Below are 15,770 nucleotides of genomic sequence, written 5' to 3'. Positions count from 1 at the left end.
TAACCTTGTCAAGAGTAAGGCATTTCAACACAACACATTGCAATATGTGACATACTGATTATAATAAGAGAGGAACTGGTATGGATCATATGAAGATCAGGAAGGGGTATCATATGTCTCTACGTATCGCAATCAACGGATTTGGCCGTATTGGGCGGATGGTATTCAGAAAGGCGATTCGGGAGCAGGATCTCGAAGTGGTAGCTGTCAACGCTAGCTACCCCGCTGAAACCTTAGCACACCTTGTAAAATATGACACGATCCATGGGGTCGTTGATGATGAAATTAAAGTTGAAAACGGTCATTTACATGTAAACGGTCGCATTGTCCAATTAGTCTCCGAACGGGATCCAGCAAAATTACCTTGGGCAGAGTTAAATATTGACCTCGTTATCGAAGCAACAGGGAAGTTCCGTGATCGTAAGGGAGCAGGACTTCACTTGCAAGCAGGTGCTAAAAAAGTAGTCATCACTGCACCTGGGAAAAATGAAGATGTGATGGTTGTGATGGGCGTTAATGAAAGCGCATACGATCATAAGAAGCATCATATTATCTCTAACGCCAGCTGTACGACGAACTGCCTGGCACCATTGGTCAAAGTTCTCCATGAACAATTTGGCATTGAACAGGGTTTGATGACGACGGTTCATTCCTATACAAACGATCAGAAAAATTTGGACAACCCGCACAAGGATTTACGTCGTGCCCGTGCGTGTGCACAATCCATTATCCCTACAAAAACCGGTGCGGCTAGCGCCATTGGTAACGTCCTTCCTGAGTTAGCTGGTAAATTAAATGGACTATCTTTACGGGTACCTACACCCAATGTGTCTGTCGTCGACTTGGTAGTTGATTTGAACACCGAGGTAACTGTAGAAGAGGTAAATGCTGCATTGCAAAATGCTGCTACCTCTGAGATGAAAGGAATCATCCAATTTTGCGAAGAACCATTAGTTTCCCCTGATTTTATTGGGAATCCACATTCTACGATTGTTGATGCTTTATCCACCATGGTGATCGGGGATCGCCAGGTTAAGGTCCTTGCTTGGTATGATAACGAGTGGGGTTATTCTTGTCGGGTGGTTGATCTTGTGAAGAAAGTTGGCGAACCTTTTTTAGCCGATAAGGTCATGAAGGAGCGGATTCCTGTGTAATTGCATGGCTCCGGTTGGCCAAGACCTACTTTCATGAAGCTTAAGTCCGCAAAAAATAATGGATCGATAATGTATCAATGACTCGCTATCGAAGTGATGGCGGGTTGTTGGTTTTTACGTACACGTTCCCATAATTCGTACAAAGAGAGTAGGGATGTGTTATATTTAGGAGACGATAAGGTGGACCCGGAAGGAAGTACAATGCAGGAGGAATGAGGATGAAGTGCCCGTTTTGCTATTCTATCGGAAGTCGGGTGTTGGATTCACGCCCCGCACATGAAGGAAAGTCGATTCGGCGTCGACGGCAATGTGAAGATTGTGAACGGCGATTTACAACGTTTGAAATGGTGGAAGATAAGCCGTTGATCGTTATTAAAAAGGATGGAAGCCGCGAAGAGTTTAAGCGAGAGAAGCTGTTGCGCGGATTAATTCGGGCATGTGAAAAACGGTCGGTTCCGATGGAGCGGTTAGAGAGATTGGTCGATGAGGTACAACGTTCCCTGCAAGAGCGAAACGAGTCAGAAGTACCAACACAAGAGATCGGTAGTATGGTCATGGAACGATTGCTTGATGTGGATGAAGTGGCTTATGTGCGTTTTGTTTCGGTCTATCGCCAATTTCAAGATATCAATGTATTTGTAAGGGAATTGGAAGAACTGTTGAATCGGTCCTGAAAGCCGTTAGCAAGTGATCGGATCAGTAGAAAGGAGCATGCCCTTTCTTAAGGTCAAAATACGAGGTTTGTCCCAAAAGGCCACTCTTGGTACAATGGGTATCCAACTTTTCGACCGGAGTGGGGGTATGATGATGTCGATGACATGGAGAGAATGTACGCCACGGGATGGCTGGTGTGTACACAGCTGCCGTCCTCTATATATAGCCGATTTGATAGCATTAACACGCCTCTACCAGCCAATTATTGGCGCACGGGCATCTAGTTTGTATACCACATTGTACTGTCATTTGCCCCTCCATCAAGCAGGGAACTCTCATATGATGAATCATCTCGACCTGATGAAGGGACTCTCTTTGTCATTGGCAGAAGTATTAGAAGCGCGCTACCTTTTAGAGGGCGTGGGTTTACTAAATTCCTTTAGTGTTTCGCAAAAGGATAGCAGGTTACTAGAGTACGAGTTGGTCCCACCATTAACACCCCTTCGCTTCTTTCAGAGCGATGTCTTAAGTGTGGCCTTACTAAACCGGATTGGAAAGGAACGTTTCCAATTACTGCGAGATGAATTGCTCGCTTCTTCTCATGAAAATAGGGAAGAGAATGGGGTAGAGGTGACCAAATCATTTGGCCAAGTGTTTGGTTCTCTTTCTCCGACTGAGATTACCTCGGCTACAGAGTTAGAGCAGGACACTCCCTTCCCTAGTCCAGCAGAGGAAGAAGGAAGTATCGAAGGTCGTCGCCCTGTTTTTAATCGAGAGGAAGATGACTTGTCGATGGTGAGGTCTCGTTTAGCTAATATCTTGGATGAAGGGGCATGGACTGCTTCTGTAGAGGCTTGTCTCAGAGAGATTCGTTTCTTGTATCAACTGGATGATTGGGATTTGATAAAAGCTTTGCAAAACCCCTATGTAACCCAAAGTGGTCGCATTGATATCCCGCGGTTTCGTTCTTTTGTACGGAGTCAATATCGAATGCGATTTGGGAGTGCTCCTGTTGTTGTCGGACGAAGGCAACTCACAGCAACGATGGAACAGGCGCAAATCACTGAACCCTCTTCAAAAAAACAAGTCGAGTCTAAGAAACGGGAGCAGAAAGTTTCAGGACAGACGAAGGAAGAAGAGCGTCATTTCCGCATGTTGAGTCAGTTGTCGCCCATCAAACTACTCTCCCATTTTCAAAAGGGAAAGCAAATCCCTCGTTCCGATTTAGAATTGGTAGAGGATCTGACGAGTCAATATGGATTATCCAATGGTGTGATCAATGTTTTGTTGGAGTATGTGCTCTATACCTATGATTACAAGCTCCCACGTCCACTCGTGGAAAAAATTGCGGGTCACTGGCAACGGAAAAACATAAACACAGTAGAAGAAGCGCGAGAAATGGTGAGCAAGGAGCTTAACTGGGAGTGGAATAAGCGAAAGAGCGGAGAAAATAAACGCCGCCAAGGGACAACCTCTACACGGAAGAGCAGACGTGGGGCGGAGGATAAATTGCCGAAGGCAATCGCTCGATCCCAGGAAAAAAAACAAGGGTCATCTCCACTGGAGGAGTGGGAAGTAGATCCTGAGGCTGCGGCCCAAATTCAAGCGGAGATTGAAAAAATGGAACAAAGTTTTGCTGAAAGGGATAAGCAGAAGGGGAATGCGTAATGGAGCGGATCGATAGGGTGGTATCTCCGATTCGAGAAAAACTAAATCGCCGAGTCAATCTAGAACAACGCCTGCAAGAGCTTTTAACTGCTCGAGAGGTAAAGGCCTTCCGGATGGAGCATCCTGAGGTGCCCCAGGAAGTATATCGGCGCTCTATTGGTGCATTACACCAATTGGTAGAAGAGCGCGGGCATTGTGATCAATGTCCTGGACTAGAGAATTGTCCAAACCTGATGCAGGGTCATCAACCTGAGCTGGCTATGTATGGTGGTTACCTCGATCTACGGTTGCAACCTTGTCCCAAGTTGATAGCGAAGGAGAAGGAAAGGAATCGGAAGCGGTTGATCAAGAGTCATCATATCCCCACGGATATCTTGTCGGCTACTTTCTCCTCCATCACGCCTAATAATGCTCGAAAACCAGCTATTATTGCAGCGGTTAAGTTTTGTCAACAGTTTGCGCAGAAGCGTCCAGAACGGGGCCTTTATCTATATGGAACCTTTGGTGTGGGGAAAAGTCGAATCGCTGGGGCGATGGCACAAAAGTTAGTGGACCATCAGGTAGATTCTCTGATGGTATATGTTCCTGACTTTCTTAGGGAAATTAAAGAATCAATCCGTGATGGGATGATCCAGGAAAAACTGGATGCCTTAAAAAAGGCGACCGTACTTATTCTTGATGATCTGGGAGCGGAGACATTGACCCCCTGGACCCGTGATGAAATTATCGGAGCGTTACTACAGTATCGGATGACAGAAAAAATGCCGACAGTGATTACTTCTAATTTGGACTTAGATGAGCTAGAAGATCATTTTGCCTATTCGGACAAAGGTGGAACAGAACGGATGAAAGCGAAGCGATTGATGGAGCGGATTCGTCCGTGTATGGATGATTATTGTGTAGAAGGCCCTAACTGGCGTGAGCAAGGTTAAAATGAAGAAAATCATAAAAAGAAATAACACCCTCTTGCTTTCATGATAAAAGCCATGCTATAATCAATTTCGTCGCCAATTAGTTAAAAGGTTCGGTAGCTCAGTCGGTAGAGCAGAGGACTGAAAATCCTCGTGTCGGCGGTTCGATTCCGTCCCGAACCACCATTGTTGTTATGCGGATGTGGCTCAGGGGTAGAGCATCGCCTTGCCAAGGCGAGGGTCGTGGGTTCGAATCCCATCATCCGCTCCATCTTACCTTTGCCGGGGTGGCGGAATGGCAGACGCACGGGACTTAAAATCCCGGGGTGGGTTCCCACCGTGTCGGTTCGAGTCCGACCCTCGGTACCATATGGAAGCAAAGATCTCCCTAGTAGGGAGATCTTTTTTTTGTAATTATAATTTTGTGTGTTTAATTTTGGTGATTGAACTAATAGCTTCTATCCCCTTATTTTTAGGAGATTTTGAGGAGCATCTGGAATGGTATACGTCTAGCTAGAAAGATAAAAGGACTTTGCAGGAGAACGGACCGATTGATAAGTGATTATGATAGGATAAATAAAGACACTTCCTGCCGGCATAGAAATATTTTCAAAAGGGTTCTTGGGGTGGATGCGTGATTGTATCGATCCTTTTTTATCGCAAAACAAGCAAACATATGTTGGTATTTTCGGAAGAGGAGGAAGTTTATGACGGGAAACACACATTTATCTCTAGGGGTGGCAGCGGGGGCGGTAACTGTAGCGACAAACGGCTTAGCGACAGATGTTGGAGCATGTGTAACGGCAGTGATGGTGGCGTCTATCGGCTCGATTTTACCGGATATCGATGAAGATGGTAGTGTGCTTAACAATCTGTTGTTTCGTTCTATTAAGTATAGATCCGTTGCATTAGCACTTTTAGGAGCGGCAATTGTATTATTAGGCATTCTTAAAGGATTAGCCTTGTGGGTTGTTCTGGCAGGAGTGTATGCAATGGCTGTCGCTTTTATCCCCCATCGCAGTTTTACACACTCGTTACTTTCTTTATTTTTAGTAGCTGGTATTACTTATATGGCAGAACCTACTTATATATGGCCCTTGGTAGCAGGATACTTGTCTCACCTATTGGCCGACAGCATCACAGCTGGGGGAATCCCCTTATTTTGGCCATGGAAAAAGCGAATCGGAACCAAGAATATCGGTTTTAGTATCCGAAGTGGAGATATCGTCGATAAACTTACCGGGAAGATCGCTATGTATGGTGGGTCGTTGACTATTCTTTACTTGTTATTTTCGGGAACCTCCTCCAAAGTACTGGTTGAAGTTCTTCGTGACCCAGTGGGAGCATTTCGTTATATGTTTTTTAGTTGAAAAGGAATGATTCGAATGATTTGCTAACCTCGCCTCTTGACGTATACAGATATGTCCCCGCCCATATACTAATCGTAAATGGACAAAGGAGCCGATTGATCGATGGGGGCCTATCAGATATCTGTGCCTGGCCATGCTGCATCCCAAGAAGTGTTATGCATGCGTGAGCTTTTGACAAATCAACGGAGTAAGCTAGAGCGATTCGGGTTTGATTTGGAAGAGAAGCGGCAGGGGGATCGAACGATTTTTACCTGTCTAAATCGTCAATTAGGACGACAGCGTGAGCATAGCTTGCGTCAGCAACTAGGTCAGGCTGTGGCAGATTACTTAATTACTGTAGATGAGCCTGCCTTTATACGGCAAATTATCGCCAAAGAATTTCATTATCGGGATCCGCAGGAGACGAGACAGATTGAAAGCTATGCATTTCACCTCCTAGTAGATACAGAGGATGAGGTAGATGAAGAGTATGGCTCTCTACACCGGAAGGAGAAAATGGCACAACAAGTTGCTCATTACTTGACTCATACCCATTTTCTGGCGGTGGATGGTTATTTTCATTTCCGAATGAAACGGTATAAGAAAGTATTGATTAAATTGGTTGAACATGCGATTGATGAATACTTGTTGGATCAAGAGTATCAGGAGTTTATTAATTTGTTACGTCATTTTGTCGCGTCACAACCTTCAAAAGTACCACTTATTCATGTGGTTCATGGTGGAGGGAAAAGGCGATTTCACTTGCTGACAGTTGAGGGTAAACCACTCTCCCTCAATGAGATGGATGGGGTTGTAGATGAGCTGATGGCAGATACTCTGTCCCAGGAGGATATGATCGTCAGTACCTTGTTAACAGCGGCACCCGAGCAGGTTGTGCTTCATAGTCTCAATCCCGAAGAGAACGTTATTAGAACCCTTCTCCAAATTTTTTCAGGACGAATTACATTGTGTGAGGGGTGTGTGGATTGTAAGTGGCATTTTAATATTGGAGAAGATGGTTGACTCAGGTAGAGGGTGGTGATATGATACATACACATTTTGGTGTGAGTAATGACATGGACGAGGACAGCGTGTTTCATATCATGGTTAGCAGAGAGGGAAGGTCATCGGCTGAAAACCTTCCAACCCACTGTATGAAGCAAGACCCCCTCTGAGTCGCGACAGGGAATGTTATCTGAACGAGTATCTGCCGCCGGTAGCAGCCGTTATGTGCTTGAGGACTATACCATACCTGTGATTGGTATAGTTAAATAAGGGTGGAACCACGTGTGACACACTCGTCCCTTTTACGGGGCGGGTGTTTTTATTTTGTCTAAAAGGGAGTGGTCGCAGGATGAGTGTTGTAATACGTTTACCTGATGGTACCGAACGATCCTTTGAAGATAAGGTATCGGTGCTAGGAGTAGCAGAGTCCATCAGCCGTGGCTTAGCTAAAAAAGCAGTAGCAGGAATGATCGATGGGAAACCTGTGGATCTCTCTCGGGAAGTTCCCAATGAAGCTGAGGTGAAAATCCTAACGTTAGATGATGCGGAAGGACTGGAAGTCTACCGTCATAGTGCGGCTCATCTGATGGCTCAGGCGGTAAAACGCCTCTACCCGGATGTGAAATTGGGCATTGGGCCTGTGATCGAAAATGGTTTTTATTACGATATGGACTTACCTGAGTCGATCACGGCAGAGGATCTACCGAAGATTGAAAAAGAGATGGAAAAGATTGTGAAGGAAAATCTTCCTGTGACTCGTCAGGTTGTTTCTCGTGAAGAAGCGTTGCGGATCTATGAAGAAGTAGGAGATCCGTTGAAGTTGGAGTTAATCCGGGAACTGCCAGCGGGCGAGCTGATCACGATTTATCACCAGGGTGAATTTTTCGATCTGTGTCGAGGGCCCCACTTGGCTTCTACAGGGAAGATGAAAGCTTTTAAGTTACTTAGTGTTGCAGGTGCCTATTGGCGAGGGAACTCAGAAAACCAGATGCTCCAACGGATCTATGGAACCATCTGGCCAAAGAAATCTCAGTTAGACGAGCATCTTCATCGATTAGAAGAGGCCAAGGAACGGGATCACCGTAAACTGGGTAAAGAGCTTGGGATTTTCACCCTCTCCAAGGAAGTGGGACAAGGGTTACCCCTTTGGCTACCTAAGGGAGCAACGGTTCGTCGTACGATTGAACGTTATATTGTCGATTTAGAAGAGCGCTTAGGATATGAGCATGTGTATACTCCTCACCTGGCAAGCGTGGAATTGTACAAAATTTCTGGTCACTGGGAGCACTACCATGAGGATATGTATCCACCGATGCAGATGGATAACGATGAGTTGGTGCTACGTCCGATGAATTGCCCCCACCATATGATGGTGTTTAAGAATGAACTGAAGAGCTATCGGAACCTGCCGATTCGGATTGCAGAGTTAGGAATGATGCATCGCTATGAAATGTCAGGTGCCCTCTCAGGCCTACAGCGTGTGCGGGCGATGACCTTGAACGATGCGCATATCTTTTGTCGTCCAGATCAAATCAAAGATGAGTTTATCAAAGTGGTTCAATTGGTTCAGCAAGTATATAAGGACTTTGGAATTAAAGACTTCTGGTATCGCTTATCCTATCGTGATCCAAAGGATAAGAAGAAATATGTGGATAATGATGAGATGTGGGAAAAAAGCCAGCAAATGCTGAAGGCTGCCATGGATGAGCTGGGTGTCAACTATGTAGAAGCGGAAGGGGAAGCCGCTTTCTACGGTCCGAAGCTCGATGTTCAGGTACAGACCGCGCTAGGGAAAGATGAGACCCTCTCTACAGTTCAGCTGGATTTCCATCTCCCTAATCAATTTAAATTGGAGTACATCGGTGAAGATGGCCAACGCCATCGCCCAGTAGTTGTCCACCGTGGGATCGTGGGTACCATGGAACGATTTGTTGCCTTCTTACTCGAGTATTACAAGGGAGCCCTGCCGTTATGGCTATCTCCTGTACAAGCGAAGGTGATGACGATTGCTGATTCTTTCCACGATTATGCTCAAGAGGTCGTAGAGAAGATGAAAGCGGCAGGGATTCGTGCAGAGTTGGATGCACGTAGTGAGAAAATCGGATACAAGATTCGTGAGGCTCAGTTGCAAAAAGTCCCTTATATGCTCGTCATTGGTGAAAAGGAGCAGGAACAAAGAGCTGTCGCCCTTCGCAAACGGGGGGTAGGTGATCAAGGGGCTCGCCCTATTGATGAAGTGATTGCAGATATTCAACAAGTGATTGCGGATAAGAAATAAGTTAGGAAACGACAATGATGAGGCCAGGATGCTTGATCTATGGTTAACAGAGAAGGAAGGTCACCGGCTGTAAACCTTCCAACCCACTGGATGGTGCATCACCCCCTCTGAGTCGCAGTTGGGAACGTGTAGTAGGATGATCCTACTGAACCAGTATCGACTGCCGGTCGCACACCGTTATGTGTTCAAGGACTGTACTTAAGTTTTGCTGGGGTTCAGTCGAATTAGGGTGGAACCACGTGTAACACACTCGTCCCTTTACGGGGCGGGTGTGTTTATTTTATATAAAAGAGGAGTGTGGACAGGATGAGTGTGATTCGTCTCCCAGATGGTACTGAGCGAGCTATTGAACAACAGATAACGATGAAGGATGTAGCGGCGTCGATCAGCCTTGGCCTATCCAAAAAAGCGGTAGCGGGTATGATTGATGGCAAGACGGTGGATTTATCAGAGAAAGTACCAAACGGGGCTGAGGTGAAGATTCTCACCTTAGAGGATGCAGAGGGCCTTGCTGTCTATCGCCATAGTGCAGCCCACCTGATGGCGCAGGCGATAAAGCGTTTGTATCCTGATGTGAAACTAGGGATTGGACCTGTGATTGAAAATGGATTCTACTATGATATAGATCTTTCGAAACCCATCACGGCAGAGGATTTGCCAAAAGTTGAGAAGGAAATGGAGAAGATCGTTAGGGAGGATATTCCGGTGAGGAAAGAGGTTGTCTCCCGGGAAGAAGCTCTACGGATCTATGAAGAAATAGGCGATCACCTAAAGTTGGAACTCATTAACGAGTTCCCAGAGGACGAGCTGATCACGATTTACCATCAAGGAGAATTTTTCGACCTTTGCCGAGGACCACACCTTCCTTCTACGGGAAAGATGAGGGCATATAAGTTACTCAGTGTTGCAGGTGCTTACTGGCGGGGAAATTCTGAAAATAAGATGCTGCAACGCATCTACGGAACCATCTGGCCGAAGAAAGCAGAATTGGATGAGTACCTACTGCGTTTGGAGGAGGCGAAGGAACGCGATCACCGCAAAATTGGTAAAGAGCAGGAGTTATTTATGTTTTCTGAGGAGGCACCAGGCATGCCCTTCTTCCTGTCAAAGGGGATGGTTCTCTGGAATGAATTAGAGGAGTATGCGCGGAAGATGTACCAGGAGAGTGGCTATCAAGAGGTGCGTACCCCACTCATGATGAATCGAAAATTGTGGGAACAATCGGGCCATTGGGAGCATTATCGGGAAAATATGTACTATACGGATGTAGATGAAACTCCCTTTGCTCTAAAACCGATGAATTGTCCTGGTCACATGCTTATTTATAAGCAAAAAAGGCGTTCCTATCGCGATTTACCGTTACGATTAGCGGAGTTTGGGCAAGTACATCGTCATGAGTTTTCAGGTGCATTACAAGGTTTGTTTCGGGTAAGAACCTTTACTCAGGATGATGCTCATATTTTCGTCAGGTCTGATCAAGTGGGTGCAGAAGTGATGAGAATGATTCAGTTAGTGGATCGAATGTACTCGACTTTTGGTTTTCAATGGACTATTGAACTCTCTACTCGTCCCGTCGACTCAATGGGTGAGGGTGGGTTGTGGAGAGAAGCTGAATCTTCGTTAAGGGATGTTTTAGAACAAAGTGGAATCGATTTTCTAATCAATGAAGGAGATGGGGCATTTTATGGTCCGAAAATCGATTTTCATATCCGTGATGCGTTAGGACGTAGTCATCAGTGTGCAACCATCCAACTCGATTTTCAGATGCCGGAGAAATTTGATCTTACTTATGTGGGTGAAGATAATCAACGTCATCGGCCCATTGTGATTCACCGCGCTGTATTTGGTTCTATTGATCGCTTCTTAGGTATATTAGTCGAGCATTTTGGGGGTAGGTTTCCTATTTGGTTATCTCCTGTACAGGCGATGGTGATTACTCTTGCCGATGAGGACTACGATCAAGGCTTCACAGTGGTTAATCGTTTAAAAATAGCTGGAATCCGCGCTGAGTTGGACGCGCGAAGTGAAAAAATAGGATACAAGATTCGTGAGGCTCAAATACAACAAGTTCCCTATATGCTCATTATCGGGGAAAAAGAGAGGAAACAAGGGGTTGTTTCTCTACGTGAACGGGGAGTCGGTGAATTGGGGGTTTATCCGTTGGAAAATGTGATATCTAGGATAAAACAAGAGATCAAAGAGGGAGGCCTTCCCATCTCTTGACAAGAACCAACTAAAGTGATAGTATTTTTTAGGTATCAAGCAGAAGCGCCCGCTTCTCACCTGATCGACGCTTAGGGCTGTCGGCAGGTTCCCGGATCCTGAATGATGGAATTGGGCCGTGGTGTGGGCATCTGCCAACACCTTTTTTTGTATGCCTACTTTTGCTGATGTTCCCTCGAACAGAGGGAGCAGTCCAGAAAGGTTCAAGGCTTGGACGAAGCCTTCACCCCTGACAGTGGGATCTGTTTTTGGGTGAGAAATCCTGGGTACGTCAATGAACTTTCCATCGGAGGTGGCAGGTTATTAGCAGGGAACAGCAACAGCTGAACGAGGCGATCCGTGCCCGAGAGGTGCGGTTGATCGATGCGGAAGGGAACCAATTGGGTATTAAACCTCTCCGCGAGGCACTTAGCATGGCACAAGAAGCCGAGCTGGACCTCGTGAACGTCGCTCCTCAGGCCAAACCGCCTGTTTGTCGGATTATGGATTACGGCAAATACCGTTATGAGCAGAGTAAGCGGGAGAAAGAGGCGCGTAAGAACCAGAAGACCGTTCAACTTAAAGAAGTTCGCTTTAGCTCTAACATCGAAGATCACGATGTGAACACCAAGCTTCGCAACGTGAAAAAGTTTCTTTCCAACGGAGATAAAGTAAAGCTTTCCATCCGTTTCCGTGGTCGGGAAATTACCCACCAAGACCTAGGTCGGAAGATGCTGACTCGGGTAGCGGAAGAAGTGAAGGATCTCGGAGATGTGGAGCGCCAGCCCAAGCTGGAAGGTCGTCAGATGATTATGATACTGGCACCGAAAAACACCAACAGCTGAGGAGTGACCCCCATGCCGAAAATGAAGACGCGCCGTGCGGCCGCAAAGCGTTTCAACAAAACCGGCACCGGCAAGATCAAACGCAACCATGCGTTTACCAATCATATTCTTGAAAGCAAAAGCCCAAAGCGTAAACGTAAATTGCGCAAAGGTGCCTTAATGGCTAAAGGTGATGTAAAGCGCACCAAACAACTGATCGCTTATAAGTAACTACACGGACGAACCGTTTTGAGTCTGGAGGGAATTTATCATGGCACGTGTAAAAGGCGGTACCGTTACTCGTCGGCGTCGCAAAAAGGTTTTAAAGCTCGCCCGCGGTTACTACGGTTCAAAACATACGCTCTTTAAAACGGCAAAACAAGCAGTAATGAAATCGTTGATGTTTGCATATCGCGACCGTCGCCAGAAAAAACGGGACTTCCGCAAACTGTGGATCACCCGGATCAATGCTGCTGCACGTATGAACGGCTTGTCTTACAGCAAGCTGATGTATGGCTTGAAGCAAGCAGGGGTTAACGTCAACCGTAAGATGTTAGCTGACCTAGCTGTTCGTGACGAAAAAGCTTTTTCCGAGCTTGCTAAGCTTGCTAAGGGCAAGGTAAACGCTTAATAAAGGAGTAAACCCCCTACAATCTACTAGATTGTAGGGGGTTTTTTTGTGGAATTAAGCAAATAGAAGGTTTTGCAAGTTGTTGAAGCACTACTAAAATAGTGTGCCAATTTAGATATTAAAAGGAAAAGGAAGGATTTAGTGGGGATAGGGGATAATACTGAAGAGGCTGTGCTTGAGAGGAAGTGTGGGTAAATGGTGATCAAGAAAAATTTGTCCATAATATTATTGCTAATCCTTCTAGCACTTGGTGCTTGTATTTTCCTTTTTTTAGACCTGAGACAATTAAGCCCAGAGTCGATTCGGTATTTTGTCTTATCCTTTGGTGTTTGGGCACCGATCCTTTATCTACTGATGCATGTTATGCGGCCATTATTTTTAGTTCCTGCTGTTGTCTTAGCCGTTGCTTCTGGTATTACCTTTGGTCCATGGTGGGGAACTATACTCGATGTGATTGGCTCCCTTGGCGGGGCGATGGTGGCTTTTACTCTTGCACGATGGTTGGGAAAGGAGACAGTCAGCCGCTGGTTAGGTAGTTATGCTCGTTGGGAAAAATGGATGGTGGATGAGGGATTTCGCACCATTTTCCTCCTGCGTTTGATCCCCATTCTTCCCTTTGATGCTGTAAGTTATGGAGCGGGATTTTCCCGTACAGGGGCAAGGGACTATTATCTGGGGACACTGATCGGAGTTCTTCCTGGAGCCTTTGTCTTTAATTACTTAGGGTATTCTTTACACGATTTGTTTTCCCCGGTCTTTTTTGCTTCTCTTGGAGGTGCTCTTTTGCTTGCTATCTCTCCTTGGTTATTTCGTCGATTTAGCCGCAGCTTTGTAAAGCAAAAATGATAGATCCTACAGTTTTTTTCGCTCGTTCAATCACAGGACCCTTTAACTCCCCCCTTTCCTCTCTTGGTGATATTTAACACAAAGATAAAATTAATTATTTCCTCAACAAAAAGCGACCCTGTTTAACGGATCGCTTTTTGCTGAGGAAATAAGAACCACGGGTAGTTTTTTCTAGAGTCGTTTGCGGGGACCTCCTAATTACTTGTTCTGAGCGGAATTTCCTTGAGGAAGCAAGCTAGGAGGAATGCGAATGCCAGTATGCCAGACCCCGTCAGGAAAACTCCATCGAGGGCAAAACCCATGGCCTCACGTAAATGATGGAGGAGTTGTGTAAAGGAGGTATTCAAATTAGCTGGCAGTTCAGCCTTGATGGTTGCTAGTTTATCCGGCGAAAGGAGGATTTCAGGATCTTTTAAGGCAGTTAACTTGCTAAAGGATTCGGGTGCCTGTGCTAACGAAGAGCTGATCCGACTCTGCATTCGGGTGAGCATGATCCCACCCATAATCGATACCCCGATAGTTCCTCCCATTTGTCGAAAAAGTTGACTAGCGGAAGTAGCAACTCCTAAGTGAGATTGAGGAACAGAATTCTGTGAAACGAGATTATATAGGGATAAGGACAACCCAAGTCCGAAGCCGGTAAGAGCAAGGTAGCCTCCAAGAATTAAATGACTAGTCCCTGGGTTCATCGTGGAAAGGAGGAACATTCCGCTTCCCATAAAGAGAAGCCCAAGAAGACCTAATTTTTTATATTTACCTGTTTTACTAATTATCTGCCCACTTAGCACACTAGAGACAACCATGGAAAGGGTGATCGCCATCATGAAAAGTCCAGTCTTTTCTGCTGAGATTCCCATAACACCTTGTATATAAAAAGGCATGTACATGATGACTACAAACATACCCATACCGATTAAAAATACGATGATATTAGCTAGGTTGAAGGAAGAAATTTTAAATAAATGAAGAGGTAATACAGGATTTTCTGCTCGATTCTCAATCCAGATAAAGAGAGCCAGAGATATAAGGGAAATGGCGAAGAGGGCAAGAATGGTGAGTGATGACCAGGCGTAATCCCTTCCTGCCCAACTAAAGGCAAGGAGGAGAGGGACAATCGTAACTGTGAGAAATACGGAGCCTGCATAATCAATCGATGTATGATTTCGTTGCGTGGCTTGTGGGAACATTCGCCAGATGAAAAAGAAGGCGATAGCACCAACCGGGAGAAAAATCCAAAAAACCCACTCCCAATTAAAATTATCTACAATATACCCACCTAGAGTGGGGCCGATTACACTTGCCAAGCCATAGGTAGCGGTCATTGCTCCCTGCCACCGTCCACGTTCCCGAGGGGGAAATAGATCTCCAATAGCTGCAAAGGAGGTGGAGATGATCATCCCACAACCAAATCCCTGGAGTCCACGATACGCGATCAGTTGGAACATATCGGTTGAAGTTCCGCATAAAAAAGAGCCTATAATAAAAGTGCCCAATCCAGCAAGGATAAAAGGTTTACGACCATACATATCAGATAGTTTTCCGACAAGAATCGCCGTGATGCTAGATGTGAGCATGAAAATTGTAAAGACCCAATTAAAATACTTCATTCCACCCAACTGGCTCACGATGTGTGGAAGTGCTGTGCCTACGATGGTTTGATTGAGTGAAGCAAATAACATGGAAGCCATGCTGGCTAACATTATTGTAATCTTTTGTTTATTTGCAAGGTGTTCCAAAAGAAGTCATCTCCTACTCGTCCGTTAGTTTGTAGAAAAGATTAAGAAGGGTTTTTAATTCTTCATCTGTTAAAGAGCGGAATTGTTGTTTAAAATACTGAAATCGACGCTCCTCCATTTCGGCATGAATTTCTTTTCCAGAGGGAGTAATTTCAAGCTCTACTACGCGTTTGTCGACGTCGGAGCGGTGACGACTAATCCATCCTTTCTTTACCATGCGATTCACTTGTTGAGTAACATGGCTATTGGTTACATTCAGTTCGGTGGAGAGATCTGATCCTTTGGTAGGTCCATGAGTAAGCAAGTGATGTAGAAAGATAAAATCAGAAATCCCCCAATTCTCCTCTAATTGTTGCTGAATACCGCGGCGAAGTTTGCGGATGACAAATTGAAATGCTTGAATCGTATCTTGGGTTAATTGTGTTCTGTTTGACAAGGGTAGCCCACCTCTCGGCTCTCTAATAGTTAATAAGGTTAACTTTTGTATATGATAGCATTGTACTAAGAGGGTT

The 15,770-nt window shown here is 45.5% G+C and carries 14 protein-coding genes and 3 tRNA genes; 15 read left to right on the top strand and 2 right to left on the bottom strand.

The features are described 5' to 3' along the window. Nucleotides 1-113 precede the first annotated feature (113 nt). From BLV90_RS09020 to BLV90_RS08950, 15 genes are all read left to right on the top strand, one after another. Nucleotides 114-1,154: a glyceraldehyde-3-phosphate dehydrogenase gene (locus BLV90_RS09020; RefSeq protein ID WP_091739871.1), complete on the top strand. Its 1,041-nt coding sequence runs from the start codon at nucleotides 114-116 to the stop codon at nucleotides 1,152-1,154. Between the two features lie 218 nt (nucleotides 1,155-1,372). Further along, complete coding sequence (gene nrdR, locus BLV90_RS09015) at nucleotides 1,373-1,828, top strand: transcriptional regulator NrdR (protein ID WP_091739557.1); 456 nt, start codon at nucleotides 1,373-1,375, stop codon at nucleotides 1,826-1,828. A 133-nt stretch (nucleotides 1,829-1,961) separates the two neighbouring features. Next, nucleotides 1,962-3,476, top strand: coding sequence for a replication initiation and membrane attachment family protein (locus tag BLV90_RS09010; protein ID WP_177167973.1), 1,515 nt, complete (start codon nucleotides 1,962-1,964; stop codon nucleotides 3,474-3,476). Further along, nucleotides 3,476-4,408 carry a primosomal protein DnaI gene (gene dnaI / locus BLV90_RS09005; RefSeq protein WP_091739551.1) on the top strand — a complete coding sequence of 311 codons (933 nt, stop codon included), beginning with the start codon at nucleotides 3,476-3,478 and terminating at the stop codon, nucleotides 4,406-4,408. Before BLV90_RS09010 ends, dnaI begins: the two co-directional genes overlap by 1 nt. Before the next feature lie 89 nt (nucleotides 4,409-4,497). After that, nucleotides 4,498-4,573, top strand: a tRNA-Phe gene (locus BLV90_RS09000). Nucleotides 4,574-4,583: 10 nt separating this feature from the next. Next, nucleotides 4,584-4,658: transfer RNA gene (locus BLV90_RS08995), tRNA-Gly, on the top strand. A gap of 10 nt (nucleotides 4,659-4,668) precedes the next feature. Then, nucleotides 4,669-4,756: transfer RNA gene (locus tag BLV90_RS08990), tRNA-Leu, on the top strand. 338 nt (nucleotides 4,757-5,094) lie between these two features. Further along, nucleotides 5,095-5,757 carry a metal-dependent hydrolase gene (locus tag BLV90_RS08985; RefSeq protein ID WP_091739548.1) on the top strand — a complete coding sequence of 221 codons (663 nt, stop codon included), beginning with the start codon at nucleotides 5,095-5,097 and terminating at the stop codon, nucleotides 5,755-5,757. Nucleotides 5,758-5,859: 102 nt separating this feature from the next. After that, nucleotides 5,860-6,759, top strand: coding sequence for a putative sporulation protein YtxC (gene ytxC, locus BLV90_RS08980; RefSeq protein ID WP_091739545.1), 900 nt, complete (start codon nucleotides 5,860-5,862; stop codon nucleotides 6,757-6,759). A 331-nt stretch (nucleotides 6,760-7,090) separates the two neighbouring features. Beyond that, nucleotides 7,091-9,019 carry a threonine--tRNA ligase gene (gene thrS, locus BLV90_RS08975; protein ID WP_091739542.1) on the top strand — a complete coding sequence of 643 codons (1,929 nt, stop codon included), beginning with the start codon at nucleotides 7,091-7,093 and terminating at the stop codon, nucleotides 9,017-9,019. 306 nt (nucleotides 9,020-9,325) lie between these two features. Continuing rightward, on the top strand, nucleotides 9,326-11,242 hold the full coding sequence (gene thrS, locus BLV90_RS08970; protein WP_091739539.1) for a threonine--tRNA ligase: 1,917 nt from the start codon (nucleotides 9,326-9,328) through the stop codon (nucleotides 11,240-11,242). A gap of 302 nt (nucleotides 11,243-11,544) precedes the next feature. Beyond that, nucleotides 11,545-12,066: a translation initiation factor IF-3 gene (gene infC, locus BLV90_RS08965; RefSeq protein ID WP_091739537.1), complete on the top strand. Its 522-nt coding sequence runs from the start codon at nucleotides 11,545-11,547 to the stop codon at nucleotides 12,064-12,066. A gap of 12 nt (nucleotides 12,067-12,078) precedes the next feature. Continuing rightward, complete coding sequence (gene rpmI, locus BLV90_RS08960) at nucleotides 12,079-12,276, top strand: 50S ribosomal protein L35 (RefSeq protein WP_091739534.1); 198 nt, start codon at nucleotides 12,079-12,081, stop codon at nucleotides 12,274-12,276. 40 nt (nucleotides 12,277-12,316) lie between these two features. Then, on the top strand, nucleotides 12,317-12,676 hold the full coding sequence (rplT, locus tag BLV90_RS08955; protein WP_091739531.1) for a 50S ribosomal protein L20: 360 nt from the start codon (nucleotides 12,317-12,319) through the stop codon (nucleotides 12,674-12,676). Between the two features lie 195 nt (nucleotides 12,677-12,871). After that, nucleotides 12,872-13,522, top strand: coding sequence for a TVP38/TMEM64 family protein (locus BLV90_RS08950; protein WP_091739528.1), 651 nt, complete (start codon nucleotides 12,872-12,874; stop codon nucleotides 13,520-13,522). Nucleotides 13,523-13,716: 194 nt separating this feature from the next. Here BLV90_RS08950 and BLV90_RS08945 read toward each other — a convergent pair whose 3' ends face one another. Together BLV90_RS08945 and BLV90_RS08940 are read right to left on the bottom strand one after the other, a co-directional pair. Next, entirely contained in the window at nucleotides 13,717-15,258 is a 1,542-nt protein-coding gene (locus tag BLV90_RS08945) for an MDR family MFS transporter (protein ID WP_177167972.1), read from the bottom strand. A gap of 13 nt (nucleotides 15,259-15,271) precedes the next feature. After that, on the bottom strand, nucleotides 15,272-15,694 hold the full coding sequence (locus tag BLV90_RS08940) for a MarR family winged helix-turn-helix transcriptional regulator (protein WP_177167971.1): 423 nt from the start codon (nucleotides 15,692-15,694) through the stop codon (nucleotides 15,272-15,274). Nucleotides 15,695-15,770 lie beyond the last annotated feature (76 nt).

The sequence above is a fragment of the Marininema mesophilum genome, from assembly GCF_900106775.1.
Taxonomy (GTDB): Bacteria; Bacillota; Bacilli; order Thermoactinomycetales; family DSM-45169; genus Marininema; species Marininema mesophilum.
The sequence above is the reverse complement of the archived record's forward strand: the minus strand, read 5'-3'. Positions and strand labels throughout refer to the sequence as shown.